This window comes from Ectorhizobium quercum (assembly GCF_026552795.1).
GTDB classification, from domain to species: domain Bacteria; phylum Pseudomonadota; class Alphaproteobacteria; order Rhizobiales; family Rhizobiaceae; genus Ectorhizobium; species Ectorhizobium quercum.
Genome location: NZ_JANFPI010000009.1, coordinates 127487 through 140745, shown reverse-complemented (window position 1 = coordinate 140745; position 13259 = coordinate 127487). Strand labels below are relative to the sequence as shown.

The following is a 13259-nucleotide window of genomic DNA, read 5'->3' as shown; positions in this document are numbered from 1 at the left end:
CTCAATCCCTTTCCAGACGCGCGGCGCGCGCCACCGGCAGGTCGAAGGCGACGGTGTCGCCGAGCCCATAGGCCTTCAGCGACGCATCGGCCTCGGCCTTGACCGTGCCGAACGGCGCCTCCAGCACGTATTCGCGCGTGCCGCCGGCAAAGGACACGCCGCGCACGATGCCGGCGAGCGGGCCGGAGCCGAGCGCGACATGGCGCGGGCGGAAGGCGAGCCCCACCGCCCCCGGCGGCAGGTCGCCGCTGGCCGGCACGACGCCCTTCGGCCCATGCAGCGCGCCGTCTCGGATGGCGTAGATGTTCTCGAACCCGACGAAATCGGCGACGAAGCGCGATGCGGGGCTGTTGTAGATCTCCTCCGGCGTTCCGATCTGCTCGATCCGGCCCTCGCGCATCACCACGATCCGGTCGGCCAGCGCCAGCGCCTCGGCCTGATCGTGGGTGACGAAGATCATCGTCACGCCGGTTTCCGCCTGCACCCGCTGAAGCTCGGTGCGCATGTCGAGGCGCAGGCGGGCGTCGAGATTGGAGAGCGGCTCGTCGAGCAGCAGCACCTTCGGCTCCATGACCATCGAACGGGCCAGCGCCACGCGCTGCTGCTGGCCGCCGGACAGTTCCGGCGGCTTGCGGGCCGCATAGGCCGAAAGCCCGACCGACGCCAGCCCCGCCTCGACCTTGGCGCGCAGCCCATCGCCCTTCAGCCCCTTGAGCCGGAGGCCGAAGGCGACGTTGTCGAACACCGTCAGGTGCGGAAACAGCGCGTAGGACTGGAAGACCAGGCCGATCTGGCGCCGGTTGGCCGCGACGCGGGTGATATCGGCCCCGTCGAGGCGGATCGTCCCGCCGGCGGGGGCGAGAAGCCCGGCGATGGCGCGCATCGTCGTGGTCTTGCCGCAGCCGGACGGGCCGAGCAGCGCGACGAGTTCGCCCTTGCCGATGGTAAGATCGAGGCTTTCGACCGCGACCGTGCTGCCGTAGGAGAGCCGGAGCTTTTCGAGGGAGAGATAGGCGGGATCAGACATAGCGGGAGAATCCGAGGAAACGTTCGGCGAGGAGCACGATCCCCATCGACAGGAAGGCGAGCAGCGACGAGAGGGCGGCGATCGACGGATCGAAGACGATCTCCATGTAGCCGAGCATGTCGATGGGCAGCGTGCGCACGCCGGGACCGGACAGGAACAGCGACACCGGCACCTGGTTGAAGCTGGTCACGAAGCCGAGGATGAAGGCGGAGAGGATGCCGCCGCGGATGTTCGGCAGGACGACGCGGAAGAAGGCGCCCAGCCGGGACGAGCCGAGCAGCACGGCGGCCTCCTCGATATCCGAGCGCAGGTTGCCGAGGCTGGCCGAGACGACGCGAACCGCATAGGGCAGCACCAGTGCGGTGTGGGCGAGGAAAAGCGCCAGCGTGATCGGCATGCCGACCGGCACGACGAAATAGCGCAGAAGCGCCAGACCGACGATGATGCCGGGCACGATGACCGGGGCGGACACCACGGTGCGCACCGTTTCCGAAAAGGGCAGCCGGTAGCGCGACATGGCGTAGGAGGCCGGAATGCCGAGGACGAGCGCGACCAGCGTGCCGCCGACGGCGAGGATCATCGAGGTGACGAAGCTTTCGCGGAAACTCTCCACCGTGAAGACCTTGGCGATCCAGCGCAGCGAGAAGCCCTGCGGCGGAAAGGCCAGCGTCTCGCCGGCCGAGAAGGAGGCCGCGACGATGATGAGGAACGGCCCGATCAGGAAGACGATGACGAGCCCGAGGACGAGGTTGAGGGGAAGACGCGCGCTCATGACCCGGCCCTCACGGTTGCGATGCGCTTCAGCAGGATGTTGGCCGCGAAGCTCATGACGACGAGAATGAGGGCGATGACGCTGGCCGACACGAAGTCGTTGGCGACGGTGACGCGCTGGTAGAGCAGCGTTTCCAGCATCAGAACCTTGGAGCCGCCGAGAATGGCGGGGGTGATGTAGGCCGTCAGCGAGCCGGTGAAGACCAGCGTGCCGCCGATCACCAGCCCTTCCCGGGTCAGCGGCAGCACGATCTTCCAGAAGATCCGCAGCCAGCCGGCGCCGAGCACCCGCGCCGCCGCGATGACGTCCTTCGGCAGGTTTTCCAGCGCCGAGATCAGCGAAATGATCATCAGCGGCAGGAACAGTTGCAGGAGGCCGATGAAGACCGCCGTCTCGGTGAAGAGAATGCGCAGCGGCCCGTCCGTCAGCCCGATGCCCTGAAGCGCCTGGTTGACGATGCCGGTGCGCCCGAGGATGACGATCCAGGCATAGGTGCGGGCGACCGGCGAGATCATCATCGGCAGCATGACGAGGCCGATCATCCGCCCCTTCGAGGTGGCCGGCAGCGCGACGATGGCGAAGGCCGCCGCATAGCCGAGGACGGCGGCGACCACCGTCACCTCGGCGCCGAGCCGCAGCGTGCGCCAGAAGACGGTGCGGTTCAGCGGATCGGCGAAGAAATCCGTGTAGGCGGAAACGCTCCAGCCACCGCCGGCGCGAAAGCCTTCCGACAGAAGGATGACGACGGGCATCAGGAAGACGATCCCCGCGAACAGGGCCGCGGGCAGGGCCAGAAGCAGCGCTTCGGTACGGTTCTGGAACATGGCGTGTCTCGAAAAACCGGTGCGGGAAGGCGTCCGCCTTCAGGAAAGGGGATGTCGCCCGGCGCAGGCTTGCAGGGCCGGGCCGGGCGACGTTCGGACCATTACTGGCCGACGCTGGCGTTCCATTCCTTCAGCCAGGCGTCGCGATTGTCGAGCGCCACGGCGGAGGGGATGAGATCGAGGCTGCGGGCGGTCTCCTCGCCATAGGTGATGTTTTCGGCCACCGCGCCGGAAACCTCAACCTCCCTGTTCGCCGGGCTGTCCACCAGCTTTTCGGCCAGCTTGGCCTGCACCTCGGTGGAAAGCCAGAAGTCCATGAATTCCAGCGCCAGATCCGGGTTCTTCGCGCCCTTGGCCAGAACCATGACGTTCATGCCGCCCGTCTGGCCTTCCTTCGGCGTCGCCCAGGCGAGCGGCAGGTCGAGCCTTGTGAAGGGCGCCCAGGAGAAGCGGCCGATCGGGGCGGCCCAGATTTCCTCCTGCTGCATGAGCTGCACGAGCTGCGACGAGCGGACGTAGAAGGTGACGATATCGTCCTTGTTCTCGCCGACGGCGGCAATCGCCTCCTTCAGGTCCGGGCTTTCCTTGCCGAGCGCCTTGCCCAGCATGTAGAGCGCCGGCGGGCCCTGGTTGGTGGTGACGTTCGGAAAGGCGACGTGGCCGACATACTCCGGCTTCAGCAGGTCGGCCCAGCTTTCGATCGTCATCTTGTCGGTGCGGTAGACGATCGAGGTGGAGTAGAACGTATAGCCGACGCTCATGCCGTCGCCGTTCGGGTCTTTGGCGATATCGTAGAGCTTGTCGAAATTGCCGAGCCTGGCCGTATCGATCGTGTCGATCAGCCCGGCGCGCGAGGCCTGGAGCGCGTCCGCCATCGAGACGACCGCCATGTCGATCACCGGATTGGCCCGGTTGGCCTCCATCTTGGCGAGGCGCTCGACGCTGTTGCCGGTCTCGACGACCAGCTTGCAGCCGCACTTCTCCTCGAAGGGCGCATAGAGGATTTCCTTGTATTCGTCCTGCGCGAAGGCATAGACGGAAATGGTGAGCGTCCTGTCCTGAGCCTGAGCCTGGACGGCGGCGAACGCCAGCGCCGATGCGGCAATCACTGTCTTCAGCATGTTCCTGCTCCTTCTTATCTTATCTTGTCGTTTCTTCGTATGATGTCCGGCGAACGGGTCCGCTGGTCTGACGCACGACCAGCGACATGGGCACGCGCGTCGCATCGGTGGAAACGACGAAGCCGTCCGGCGCCTCGTCCTTGCCCTCGATGACGCGCACCAGCGAGGAAACGGCGATCGTCGCAATCCGCAGCATGTCGGCGCGCACGGTGGTCAGGGCCGGCGTGATGGCGCCCGACCAGGACAGGTCGTCGAAGCCGGTGACGCTGACATCCTCGGGAACGCGATGGCCGGCGCGATGCAGCTCGGTGACGGCCCGCAGCGCATGCAGGTCGGAAACGGCCGCCACCGCCGTCACGCCGGCGGCGACGTGCCCGGCCAGATCGAGCAGGCTGCCGGGCTCGCGCTCGCGCTCATAGGGCTCGATCCACAGCACCTCGACCTCGGCATGGCCGGACAGGGCGTCGCGCATGCCGTCGAGGCGGTCGTTCTGCACGGCCGAGGCCGGATTGTTGCCGAGCAGCAGCACCCGGCGGTGGCCGAGCGCGGCCAGATGCGCGCCGACCAGCGCGCCGCCCTGCCGGTGATCGGCGGAGACCGTGTTGCCCGGCGTCGAGGGACTGTCGATGACGGCGACCGGACAGTCCGCATCGGAAATGCGCGTGCCGCGGCGCGGAACGACGACCAGCCCGTCGACGCCGCGCTCGACCAGCCGGTGGATCGCCTCCGTCTGGACGGCGGAATCGCCGCGCGAATCGCCGATCAGCGTGCCGTAGCCCGCCGAACCGGCGGCGAACTCGATCGCCTGCGCGATCTGCGGAAAGAGCGGATTGGCGATGTCGGGAAGAACGAGGCCGAGAACGCCCGTGCGCCCGGTGCGCAGGGCCCGGCCGGCGAGCGAGGGCACATAGCCCATCCGGTCGGCCATTTCCCGCACGCGCGGCACGAGGCTCGCCGAAACCCGGCCCTTGCCGGACAGGGCGTTCGAGACGGTGGCGACCGAAACGCCGAGCGCACGGGCGATGTCGCCAAGATTGGCGGCTTGTTTCTGGGGCGGCATAGGGGAGCGTCCACGCACTCGCTTAAACGTTTAAGCACAGCCAATAAAGCACGCGCACGATGCTTGTCAACGCACATGCGAAATCCGCCCCCTTGCCTGTGGACCGTCGCCGCAGGCCAGCGGCCCTTGGAAACGGCCGGGGCCATTGCCAAATGGTTGAGTGGCCTTGCGGCGAAGACGCGGCTACACTCCCCGCGATGCTGCGGCGCGGCAAGCAATCGACCCCCTTGAACGCGGTCCGCGCCCGGCCACCCGATGGACCGCCGGCGAAGAGGAGTGCGCGGCATGAGCAGGATGGCCTTTTTCGCGGATCTGATGGGAACGCTGTTTGCGCGGCGCCCGGGAAACGCCGCGGCGCTCAGCCGCGTTCCGGTGACGGAACTGTGCGAGACGCTGCTGTCTCCGCAGGGCGAAGTCTCGGGCATGCAGCGCGCCCGCGAGATTCTCACCCAGTACCGGGCGATGGACGACGAAGGCAAGAGGGCCTTCTTCCGGCATCTGGCGGAAGAATTCGATATCGATCCCGAAAAGCTGATCGAGGCGGCAGCGCTTTACCGCGACAATCGCGACCCCGCCTCCTTCACGCAGCTGAGGCGCGAGACCGAGCCGCGCCGCCAGGAGCTGCTGCGCCGTCTGAACCAGGCGCCCGGCGCGACCGAGGAGCTGGTGCGCATGCGCCTCGACCTTCTGGCCATGATGAAGGACGAGCCCGACCTTTCGCGGATCGACCACGATTTCGCGCATCTCTTCGCAAGCTGGTTCAACCGCGGCTTCCTCGTCCTCAGGCACATCGACTGGGGAACGCCGGCCAATATTCTGGAAAAGATCATCGAATACGAGGCCGTTCACGCCATCAACGACTGGAACGACCTGCAACGCCGCCTGCGGCCGGGCGACCGCCGTTGCTTCGCCTTCTTCCACCCGGCCATGCCGGAGGAGCCGCTGATCTTCGTGGAGGTGGCGCTGTGCAAGGGCGTTCCCGGCTCGATCCAGTGGCTGCTGGCCGACGGGCGCGAAACCGTGCCGGACAGCGACTTCGACACGGCCGTCTTCTACTCGATCTCCAACTGCCAGGAGGGGCTACGCGGCATTTCCTTCGGCAATTCGCTGATCAAGCAGGTGGTCGAGGACCTGCGCCGGGACCTGCCGCAGATCAGGACCTTCGTGACGCTCTCGCCGGTGCCCGGCCTGACCCGCCATCTGCGCGCCGTCGCCGGGGAACGGCCCGAGGTCGCCGCCCTGCTGGAAGCGGCCGACGCGAAGGACCCGGGCGCGCTGACACCGCACCTGCCGCTTCTGAAGAAGCTGACCGCCGACTATCTCGTCAACGTCAAGCGCCCGAACGGCCTGCCCGCCGACCCCGTCGCCCGCTTCCATCTCGGCAACGGCGCGCTCCTGCACGAGGTGCATGTGCTGGGCGACACCTCGGCCAACGGCTTCCGCCAGTCCTGCACGGCGATGGTCAACTATCTCTACGATCTTCCGAAGGTCGAGGAAAACAACGAGAATTTCGTCCGCGACAAGACCGTGGCGATCTCGAAATCCGTCAGGAGCCTGCTAGCGCAGAACAGGTCATCCGAAAACGGCGAGGCCCCCGGCTGGCTCGAAGCCCCCCAGAAACTTCTCGGCCTCTCCGGCTCGCAGAACCGGAGCTGAACGTTTCGAGGATGGTGGGGGAATGATGGCGGAGAGGGTGGTATAAATCCCCAAGTTGCCAATAACTAATTGATTTTAAATTCATTCATATGCCGGTCCGGGAACTATACCCACGGCTCTACCCAAGGCGGACCATGTACCTTTCTCATCGAAAAAATGGCGTTCGATTCCAGATCGCCATCCCGACCGATCTTCAGGACAAACTAGGCCGAACGCCGATCCGTATCCCGCTGGGGCGTGTCCCGACAGCCGACGCGCGCCGTAAGGCCCGTTTACTGTCCGGTCACGCCGAGTAGCTATTTACCGCCGTGAGATCATCGCGGCGGAAAAACATGACGGCAGATATACGGGACGCGATCATTGCTGAACTGACCGATATGGTCGAAACCTTGATCGCCAATGCTCATGAAGTCGAAGTGCTTCACGAAAAACATCTTGCGGTGGAAGTTGAGAAAACCGAGCTTCGAATGCTTCTTGAGGAAGGCACGCGTCAGAAAGTCCTTGGTGCAAAGCTCAAGACCCTCGGCGACACGATCGCCGACGTGCAACCTCGAATAACTCAGGTCATCAGCAGCAGCGTGACAGCATTCGCCCTCCGGAAGGCACTGCGACCATCGAGCTTATCATGAAGAGCTTCAACGCCATGTCTCAACAGGTCACCGACCTGTCGGAGAGGGTGCAGACCTCGATCGAGGGACCGCCGCGACCGCTCGCCTCCGAGGCGCTGGAAACGTGGACCGACGTTCGAAGGAAAACGAAGGTCAATCCGAAGAAAATCACAACGAATTACAACCGCATCACGGATTTCATCACGTTCGCAGGCGACAAGCCCTTGGACAAGTACACGTTCCTTGAGTTTCAGCGCTGGTCGAACCTGCTTGCCCGTGTCCCGAAGAATATGAGCGTGGTGCCGCATCTCAAGGGAAAGACACATCAACAGGCAGCCGACCATAACGATAGGCTCAAAATCCCGCGTCCAACGATGACAACGAAGACGATAGAAACGAACTATTTCTCGCCGCTCAAGCATTTCTTCCGGCAGATGGCCGCCGAGCATCGCTTCCCTTCGCCCTTCGGCGATGCCGACGTTCGCATGGATGGCCGCAGTTCCGTCAAACGGCGGCCTTTCAAGGTCGAGCAACTGAACATCTGGTTCACTCATGCCGCGCAGGAGGGACGTGCCGACATGATATGGCTGCCCTTGCTTGGGGCGATCACGGGCACTCGCATCGCCGAATTGATCTTCCTGCAGGGCAGAGACATCTATCAGATGGAGAACACCTTCACCGGAGCCCGATACTGGGTGATCGACCTGCGTTCCGAACTTATTGCGGAAGATGGCGGTTCTGAAGAACGAAAGACCAAGAACCCGACGTCGAAACGTATCATCGCGCTCCATGACCTGTTCACGGAGGTCGGCTTCATCGACTATGCGAAGAGCCGCCGCGCTGCCGACTGGCTGTTTCGGGCGGCCTTCTATCACGGCAAGGGGCGTGTCGGCGATCCCGCACGGGCCGCCTCGAAACGTATGAATCGCATGCTGAAAGACGTCGGCATTCACAAGCCGATGGAACGCATGTTTCATAGCACGAGGCACACCGCGAAGGACATCATGCGGCTTGCCCGCGTCGATGACCGCACGAACGATGTACAGACATGGCATGCATTCAGGACCGTATCGCGAGGCTATGGAGCGAAGGACCTCGAAGAATTGCCTACAGAAATCGAAGTGCTGACGGCTCTTCCGCTCCCCGAAGGACTCGATCTAGGAACCTATCTGGATCGGCACAGCCGCAAGAAGACCCGGCAGGAGTAGAGGCTGGACGCCGCCCTCGATGCTTGGCGGCAAGATGTTCCGAAAAGCGTTGCCATAGCGACCCTTCGTTCCCAGTCCTTCGTGCCGTCCTATCCCGTTATATCCTCCTGGGTCACCTCGGCCGAGGTCCAGCCGGAGGCGTGATATCGTCCGTCTCGTCGGGCACACCCGGAGCAGCGGGCGGAGTCGGCGGCACATGCATCGCCTCCCATCTTCTCGCGGCCCAAAGCGCCCGTTCGCGGATTTCCTCCGCCGTCCTGTCATGCCCGACCAGTCGAAGAGCAAGCCAGTCTTCTTCCCGGATCATATCCCGCAGCCAATCCAGAGCTTCCGACGGGACCCGTGTTTCGATGAGTTCCCGCGCGCGGTCGCGCGTTGGTCTGCGATCCAGGTCCTTGACCAGCCGCAGCCAAGATGCCGTTGCTTTCGAGCGCAACGCGGGTGCCGGCTGTTTCGGTTCCTCCGCGACATCCTCTGGTTCGAGACCACGCTCGCGCGCCCACGCTACCGGTCCGTTCGGATACCATGACGGCGGCTGCCGACGATCTCGCCCGGACGCGGAAATAATTTCCGGCTTGGCCGGAGCCAGTGCAAGCGCCGCTGAGATGGGCGCCAGCAGCTTCAACACGGCCTTGCTCGCCAGATTGCTTCGCCGCCGTCTCCCAACTTCTCGCCGCAGCCGATCCGCGCACATGTGCGCCGCTGCCGTTTCCGTTCCCTCGAAATCTTGCCCATGAACGTCCTCCAATCCTTGCAAACAGGATGGCGCCGCAAAAGGACCGGCGCAAATTCGTAGCACTCAGATATTTGCGCCTTATCCGAGCCTAGAGTTCAATGACATGCACCACCTTTGCGTGCTATACTGTTCGAAATTTGCCAAGGGGAATTCATGTTCGAAAATCTTATGATGACCAGCGCGTTCGCATGGGCGGGTGCTGGTATTTGGCTCGTCATCTCGGTGCTCAGGATCGTCATTCCGAAATGGAGGCGTAGCGCCATACGGCAAGCGAAATGGTCGTCCGGATTATTCGTGCTGACCTTCGTCGCCGCCATTGTCTTCAATCAGATGATCTATAGGGACTACGGACTCTCTTCGAGCGAAAGCCTCGCGGAGGCGCGGGCTGCCCGGAAGGTTGAGGCGGAAGCCAAAGTCGTTGAGGAGAACCGAAAGAAAGAGCAAGCCGAGATCGCCCAAAAGGAAGCCGAGGCGAAAGCTGCCGTCGAACGTACCCGTCTCCTCGCCGAAGCGGATCAGCAAACTAAACTCAGGAAAGAGGCGGAGGAGTTAGCAGCCGCAGAGGCAAAACGATGCGGTATCGGAACTATCGTGGCGGTTTCCAGCAGTTACAAACTCCGTAAGAACCCAAGGGAGACATCGGACAAGATCGTCAACCAGAAGGCCACTGAGGCGCTGCGGAAGACTCACTATCACCAGATAGACAACTCGACGAGCGTGAAGATCATGGGGTGCTCGGCGGAATGGACACAGGTCCAGATTGCCGAACCGTCGTGGCTGACGGATGTCAGCGGCTGGGTCCCGAGCAAAGTTCTTCGCCGGATCGAGACATCATCGGACGGCGCACGGGTATACGTCGAGAGCGACGTCTACTGGGATAACGACACTTCGAAATTCAAGAAGCAAATCGTCACGATGATCAACAAAATCAGCCGTGAGAATGCCGGGTGCAAGCAGATCGATCCGGGTACCGTCGCGAAGTCCACATCGCGCAGCAAGCCGAACGAACCAGTCTTCTTCGTCACCTGCGGCGAAGGATCAAACGCTTTCAACGTGTGGTTCAGGCCGACGGACATAACGACCACGATGACGGCCACACCTCCGATCCGCCAAGGAGATGCCACACTGGCTTGCGAACAGGCGGCAAAGGCGAAGGCCACACACCCGTCCACCGTGGACTTCTCGCGGTTCCTCGACGTCGCCTATTCGGCGCGCCCGGACGGCCGTGTTTCACTGACGTCGTCGTTCTTGGCGAAGAACAGCTTCAACCTCGAACTCAAGTTCAACATCCGATGCCTGTTCGATGGAAACACGATGATCGAGGCAACCGTATCCGAAGCCCGTTAGGGCTTCAAAGCCGAACCCGGATGAGTAATGATACCACCGGGATTGATTTCGTCGCTGTACGGGTCGTTTCTGGCGCTCGAAATCTTCGCAAAAACCCGGATTTCGGGCTATTTCCGCCACCCGGAAGGTTTCGGGCGCATCGCGGCCGAGACGGTGTTCTCCGGCTCCGGAGGCCGGACTTGTGCAAGCTCCCGCCATGCGGCATCGCGTTGCGCGCCGACTTCGGCAAGCGCCCGATCGAGCGTCCGGGTTTTCTCTTCGGCGCGACGGCGCGCGTCATTGGCCGTTCTGGCGCGTTCGGCCGCAGCCGCTGCCTGCCCCCCGGAGATCGTTCATTTCGGTTTCGACGGCGGCATGGATTCGATCCTGAACCGTCGACCGGCAGAAACCATCCCAGATGTTCCGCAGGATGCCCGGAAGGCTCTGAATCCTTGCAGACGCTTTCCGGACGCGCACGGCTTCCGCCCGGACACGGGCCATCATTCCTTGTGCTTTCCGCTGTTCGGCAACGGCCTTGTCCTGTGCGGTGAGCGCCGCAGCCGTTGCGGCCTTGGCCGCTTCCATCTGCCGTTCGGCCGCCGCCGTCGCGGCGGTGGCTTCCCGTGCGATCCGATCCGCCTTTTCCTTCGTCGTGGCGATCCAGGATTCTCCCGTCTGTTTCACGGCCTGCGCCCGATCGAGGGTTTCCCGCAGCGCCCGCGCCTGCAACTGCTCGGCCTTCCATTCCGCGCGTGTCAGGCGGCGGCGCTGCGGCCCAAGGCGCGTCAATCCGCATGGAGCGGCAACGGTTTCGTAATAGGAGTCCTGCCAGAGGCGCATCGCGGCCTTATATGCCCTGTCGCCGCGCCGATTGACCGCCTTCGAATCCTCGCCTCCAGCAGCACCGGCCTGCATGATTTCGGCCTTGGCCCATTGTCCCGGATGAAGGGCCGACGCCCGCATGTCTGGCGACGACGGAAGGACATAGGCGTGGAGATGCCAATGGGATTCATCCTCGTGTCTGAGCACGGACACGAGCTGGTCGCCGTACTGCGCCTTGAGCCATCTCACCGTCAGGCTTTCCCAGCGGGCAAGGTCACGGCGCCTCAACGGATCGTCGCGGACTTCTTCGACGGTGAAATGATGGCTCGCCACCACGGTTATCAGCGTGTGCTGATCCTGCCGGATGCGTTTGGGCTTACCGCCCTTCGGCGTCGTGCGCGCCAGGTCCGCAGCCACGTTATGCCGCCGTTCGACCTCATCGACATCAACGCCATAGACGACGACAGGCAAGGCAGGATTCGCAACGTGAACCGATGCGTCCGGATCACGACGGGCTTCGGCAAAAATGAATCCGGTCGAGCGCCCGGAGGCATTGCCCTTGCGTGACCAGGATTCGACATGGACGAACTGGGACGGCATGACGTTCAGGAACCGGGCGCGGACGCGATGAGCACAATCAGCGTGCCGGCATCAGCGACTTTTCGTCTTCCCGGAAGTCATCGAGCGCATCCATGATCGCGGGCCGCAGGAAGCCATCCTTCGCCGATTGGGCGTTGAGCCGCACCAGTTCGAGCGCCTACGCCTGGAAGCGGATCAGGAGCAGGAGTTTGTCTTTCGGGAGAGACCCGTATTTCACGAGCCTGTCGAAATCCGCGAAACTGGTGTCCTGGTCGTCTTGCATGGAAATCCCCTTCGCTGTGGTTACCAGAAAATGGTCGCCTCACAAAATCGCCGGCGCAAGCGGGACCCAACATTTAGTTGCCGACTAATGCTTTTCCTTTCAGTCAAAGCGTCGGCTCTCCCGAGGGGCCATTCATGGAGACCTGGCAGGGGCCTGTCGCCGTCCGGATGGACGACGAACCGTCAAGTAAAATTACGTGACGGCTGGTGACGATGTGATACCCACCGTCACGGCGCTACGCGGCATATTCACGAAGTGATGCGGTGTATGGTGTTTACCTCGGGCCGGGGTCTGGGATTCTCTATCCATCAACACGACACACCGAAGTGAACCGCCAGTTCCGCGCACGTCATCCCCTGCGATGCCCGCAGGTACAGGACCTTGCGTCCCATCTCCAGCCGCGCCGCCTGTTGTTCCGTCCGATCCTTCACGCCATGGCGACGGCGTGACTTCTCCGTCCGCTCGACCGACAGTTCCCGTTTCCGGTCTTCATCGACCAGTACCCGGAGACCCACAGCACGTTGTTCCGCCGGATCAATGCGCAGCCATTCGATGATCGTCGTGGCATGCATCCGGTATCGGCAATCGACCTCATGCCCGTTGAACGTCACCGTCTGCCCAGCCGCAGCCTGTCGCGCACGCTTGATCACGGCGGACATGCGGGATTTCGTTTCACTGTCACGCCATCCCGCCGCCTCATCCGCGAGCACGAGGATTTCCCGCCCGAGGACTTCCGGAGGCGAAATCCATGACATTGCAATACCTGCCACGAGCAGCCATGCGTCGCGCTGTCCTTCTGGCAATGCGCCTTCCGGGCACCGATGCGCCCGCAGCCGTTGCAGATCGGTCAGGGCCGTTTCCCAATAGGTTGCCGCCGACAGATGCACCGCCGGACCTGTCGTGTCCTTGCCCTCAGCCTTGCGCTTCGCCCGTTCGGCCCGGAGGGAAACAAGCTCGGCGTGGGTGACGGGCAGGACTTCATCCGCCAACGTCGAAAAGACGTGCCGTGCGGGTGCCTCCGGCGATCCGTGGCACCAGACCATGCCGACCGTCCGCCGGCTCCATTCGGCACGGCTGTTCTCGCTTCCTGCGAGGCGGAAGACGCGCGCGGCGTCGAGCGCCCGCTTGTCTGCCCCGAACACCTCCAGGACCGCCCCCCAATCGCTTCTGGACGGCATTCCAGCGTGGCAGGACGGCACGAGGCAACAACTCCGTCAGCCACACGCAAACGAGGCCA

The 13259-nt window shown here is 63.5% G+C and carries 12 protein-coding genes; 5 read left to right on the top strand and 7 right to left on the bottom strand.

The genetic code is table 11. The features are described 5' to 3' along the window. Nucleotide 1 precedes the first annotated feature (1 nt). The 5 genes from NOF55_RS20940 to NOF55_RS20920 all read right to left on the bottom strand — a co-directional run bounded on the left by NOF55_RS20940 (nucleotide 2) and on the right by NOF55_RS20920 (nucleotide 4804). Nucleotides 2-1027, bottom strand: coding sequence for an ABC transporter ATP-binding protein (locus tag NOF55_RS20940; RefSeq protein WP_306413068.1), 1026 nt, complete (start codon nucleotides 1025-1027; stop codon nucleotides 2-4). Next, nucleotides 1020-1799, bottom strand: coding sequence for an ABC transporter permease (locus tag NOF55_RS20935; RefSeq protein WP_306413067.1), 780 nt, complete (start codon nucleotides 1797-1799; stop codon nucleotides 1020-1022). The genes NOF55_RS20940 and NOF55_RS20935 overlap by 8 nt, the downstream gene beginning before the upstream one ends. After that, the gene (locus tag NOF55_RS20930) at nucleotides 1796-2623 is read right to left on the bottom strand and encodes an ABC transporter permease (RefSeq protein WP_306413066.1); all 828 of its coding nucleotides are present in this window, start codon (nucleotides 2621-2623) and stop codon (nucleotides 1796-1798) included. Before NOF55_RS20930 ends, NOF55_RS20935 begins: the two co-directional genes overlap by 4 nt. Before the next feature lie 101 nt (nucleotides 2624-2724). Next, nucleotides 2725-3744 carry an ABC transporter substrate-binding protein gene (locus tag NOF55_RS20925; RefSeq protein ID WP_306413065.1) on the bottom strand — a complete coding sequence of 340 codons (1020 nt, stop codon included), beginning with the start codon at nucleotides 3742-3744 and terminating at the stop codon, nucleotides 2725-2727. A gap of 19 nt (nucleotides 3745-3763) precedes the next feature. After that, nucleotides 3764-4804, bottom strand: a complete 1041-nt coding sequence (locus NOF55_RS20920; RefSeq protein ID WP_306413064.1) for a LacI family DNA-binding transcriptional regulator — start codon at nucleotides 4802-4804, stop codon at nucleotides 3764-3766. A gap of 285 nt (nucleotides 4805-5089) precedes the next feature. Between NOF55_RS20920 and NOF55_RS20915 the strand changes: the two genes are divergently transcribed. From NOF55_RS20915 to NOF55_RS20905, 3 genes are all read left to right on the top strand, one after another. Beyond that, nucleotides 5090-6460, top strand: a complete 1371-nt coding sequence (locus tag NOF55_RS20915) for a malonyl-CoA decarboxylase (protein ID WP_306413063.1) — start codon at nucleotides 5090-5092, stop codon at nucleotides 6458-6460. 332 nt (nucleotides 6461-6792) lie between these two features. Beyond that, on the top strand, nucleotides 6793-7089 hold the full coding sequence (locus NOF55_RS20910) for a hypothetical protein (RefSeq protein WP_306413062.1): 297 nt from the start codon (nucleotides 6793-6795) through the stop codon (nucleotides 7087-7089). After that, on the top strand, nucleotides 7086-8276 hold the full coding sequence (locus tag NOF55_RS20905; protein WP_306413061.1) for a site-specific integrase: 1191 nt from the start codon (nucleotides 7086-7088) through the stop codon (nucleotides 8274-8276). Before NOF55_RS20910 ends, NOF55_RS20905 begins: the two co-directional genes overlap by 4 nt. Nucleotides 8277-8388: 112 nt before the next feature. On the opposite strand, the gene NOF55_RS20900 is transcribed toward NOF55_RS20905, so the two are convergent. Then, complete coding sequence (locus NOF55_RS20900; RefSeq protein ID WP_306413060.1) at nucleotides 8389-8904, bottom strand: hypothetical protein; 516 nt, start codon at nucleotides 8902-8904, stop codon at nucleotides 8389-8391. 261 nt (nucleotides 8905-9165) lie between these two features. On the opposite strand from NOF55_RS20900, the gene NOF55_RS20895 reads away from it, so the two are divergent. Both NOF55_RS20895 and NOF55_RS20890 read left to right on the top strand, forming a co-directional pair. Next, nucleotides 9166-10359 (top strand): hypothetical protein, encoded by a 1194-nt coding sequence (locus NOF55_RS20895; protein WP_306413059.1) that lies wholly within the window; start codon nucleotides 9166-9168, stop codon nucleotides 10357-10359. Between the two features lie 27 nt (nucleotides 10360-10386). Then, nucleotides 10387-11727, top strand: coding sequence for a hypothetical protein (locus NOF55_RS20890; RefSeq protein WP_306413058.1), 1341 nt, complete (start codon nucleotides 10387-10389; stop codon nucleotides 11725-11727). Between the two features lie 603 nt (nucleotides 11728-12330). Here NOF55_RS20890 and NOF55_RS20885 read toward each other — a convergent pair. Continuing rightward, nucleotides 12331-13164: a hypothetical protein gene (locus tag NOF55_RS20885; protein ID WP_306413057.1), complete on the bottom strand. Its 834-nt coding sequence runs from the start codon at nucleotides 13162-13164 to the stop codon at nucleotides 12331-12333. Nucleotides 13165-13259: the final 95 nt, after the last annotated feature.

Bases quoted from the DNA above. Each gene is read 5' to 3' on its own strand.
- NOF55_RS20940 (WP_306413068.1), bottom strand. From the start codon at position 1,027: ATGTCTGATCCCGCCTATCTCTCCCTCGAAAAGCTCCGGCTCTCCTAC.
- NOF55_RS20935 (WP_306413067.1), bottom strand. From the start codon at position 1,799: ATGAGCGCGCGTCTTCCCCTCAACCTCGTCCTCGGGCTCGTCATCGTC.
- NOF55_RS20930 (WP_306413066.1), bottom strand. From the start codon at position 2,623: ATGTTCCAGAACCGTACCGAAGCGCTGCTTCTGGCCCTGCCCGCGGCC.
- NOF55_RS20925 (WP_306413065.1), bottom strand. From the start codon at position 3,744: ATGCTGAAGACAGTGATTGCCGCATCGGCGCTGGCGTTCGCCGCCGTC.
- NOF55_RS20920 (WP_306413064.1), bottom strand. From the start codon at position 4,804: ATGCCGCCCCAGAAACAAGCCGCCAATCTTGGCGACATCGCCCGTGCG.
- NOF55_RS20915 (WP_306413063.1), top strand. From the start codon at position 5,090: ATGAGCAGGATGGCCTTTTTCGCGGATCTGATGGGAACGCTGTTTGCG.
- NOF55_RS20910 (WP_306413062.1), top strand. From the start codon at position 6,793: ATGACGGCAGATATACGGGACGCGATCATTGCTGAACTGACCGATATG.
- NOF55_RS20905 (WP_306413061.1), top strand. From the start codon at position 7,086: ATGAAGAGCTTCAACGCCATGTCTCAACAGGTCACCGACCTGTCGGAG.
- NOF55_RS20895 (WP_306413059.1), top strand. From the start codon at position 9,166: ATGTTCGAAAATCTTATGATGACCAGCGCGTTCGCATGGGCGGGTGCT.
- NOF55_RS20890 (WP_306413058.1), top strand. From the start codon at position 10,387: ATGATACCACCGGGATTGATTTCGTCGCTGTACGGGTCGTTTCTGGCG.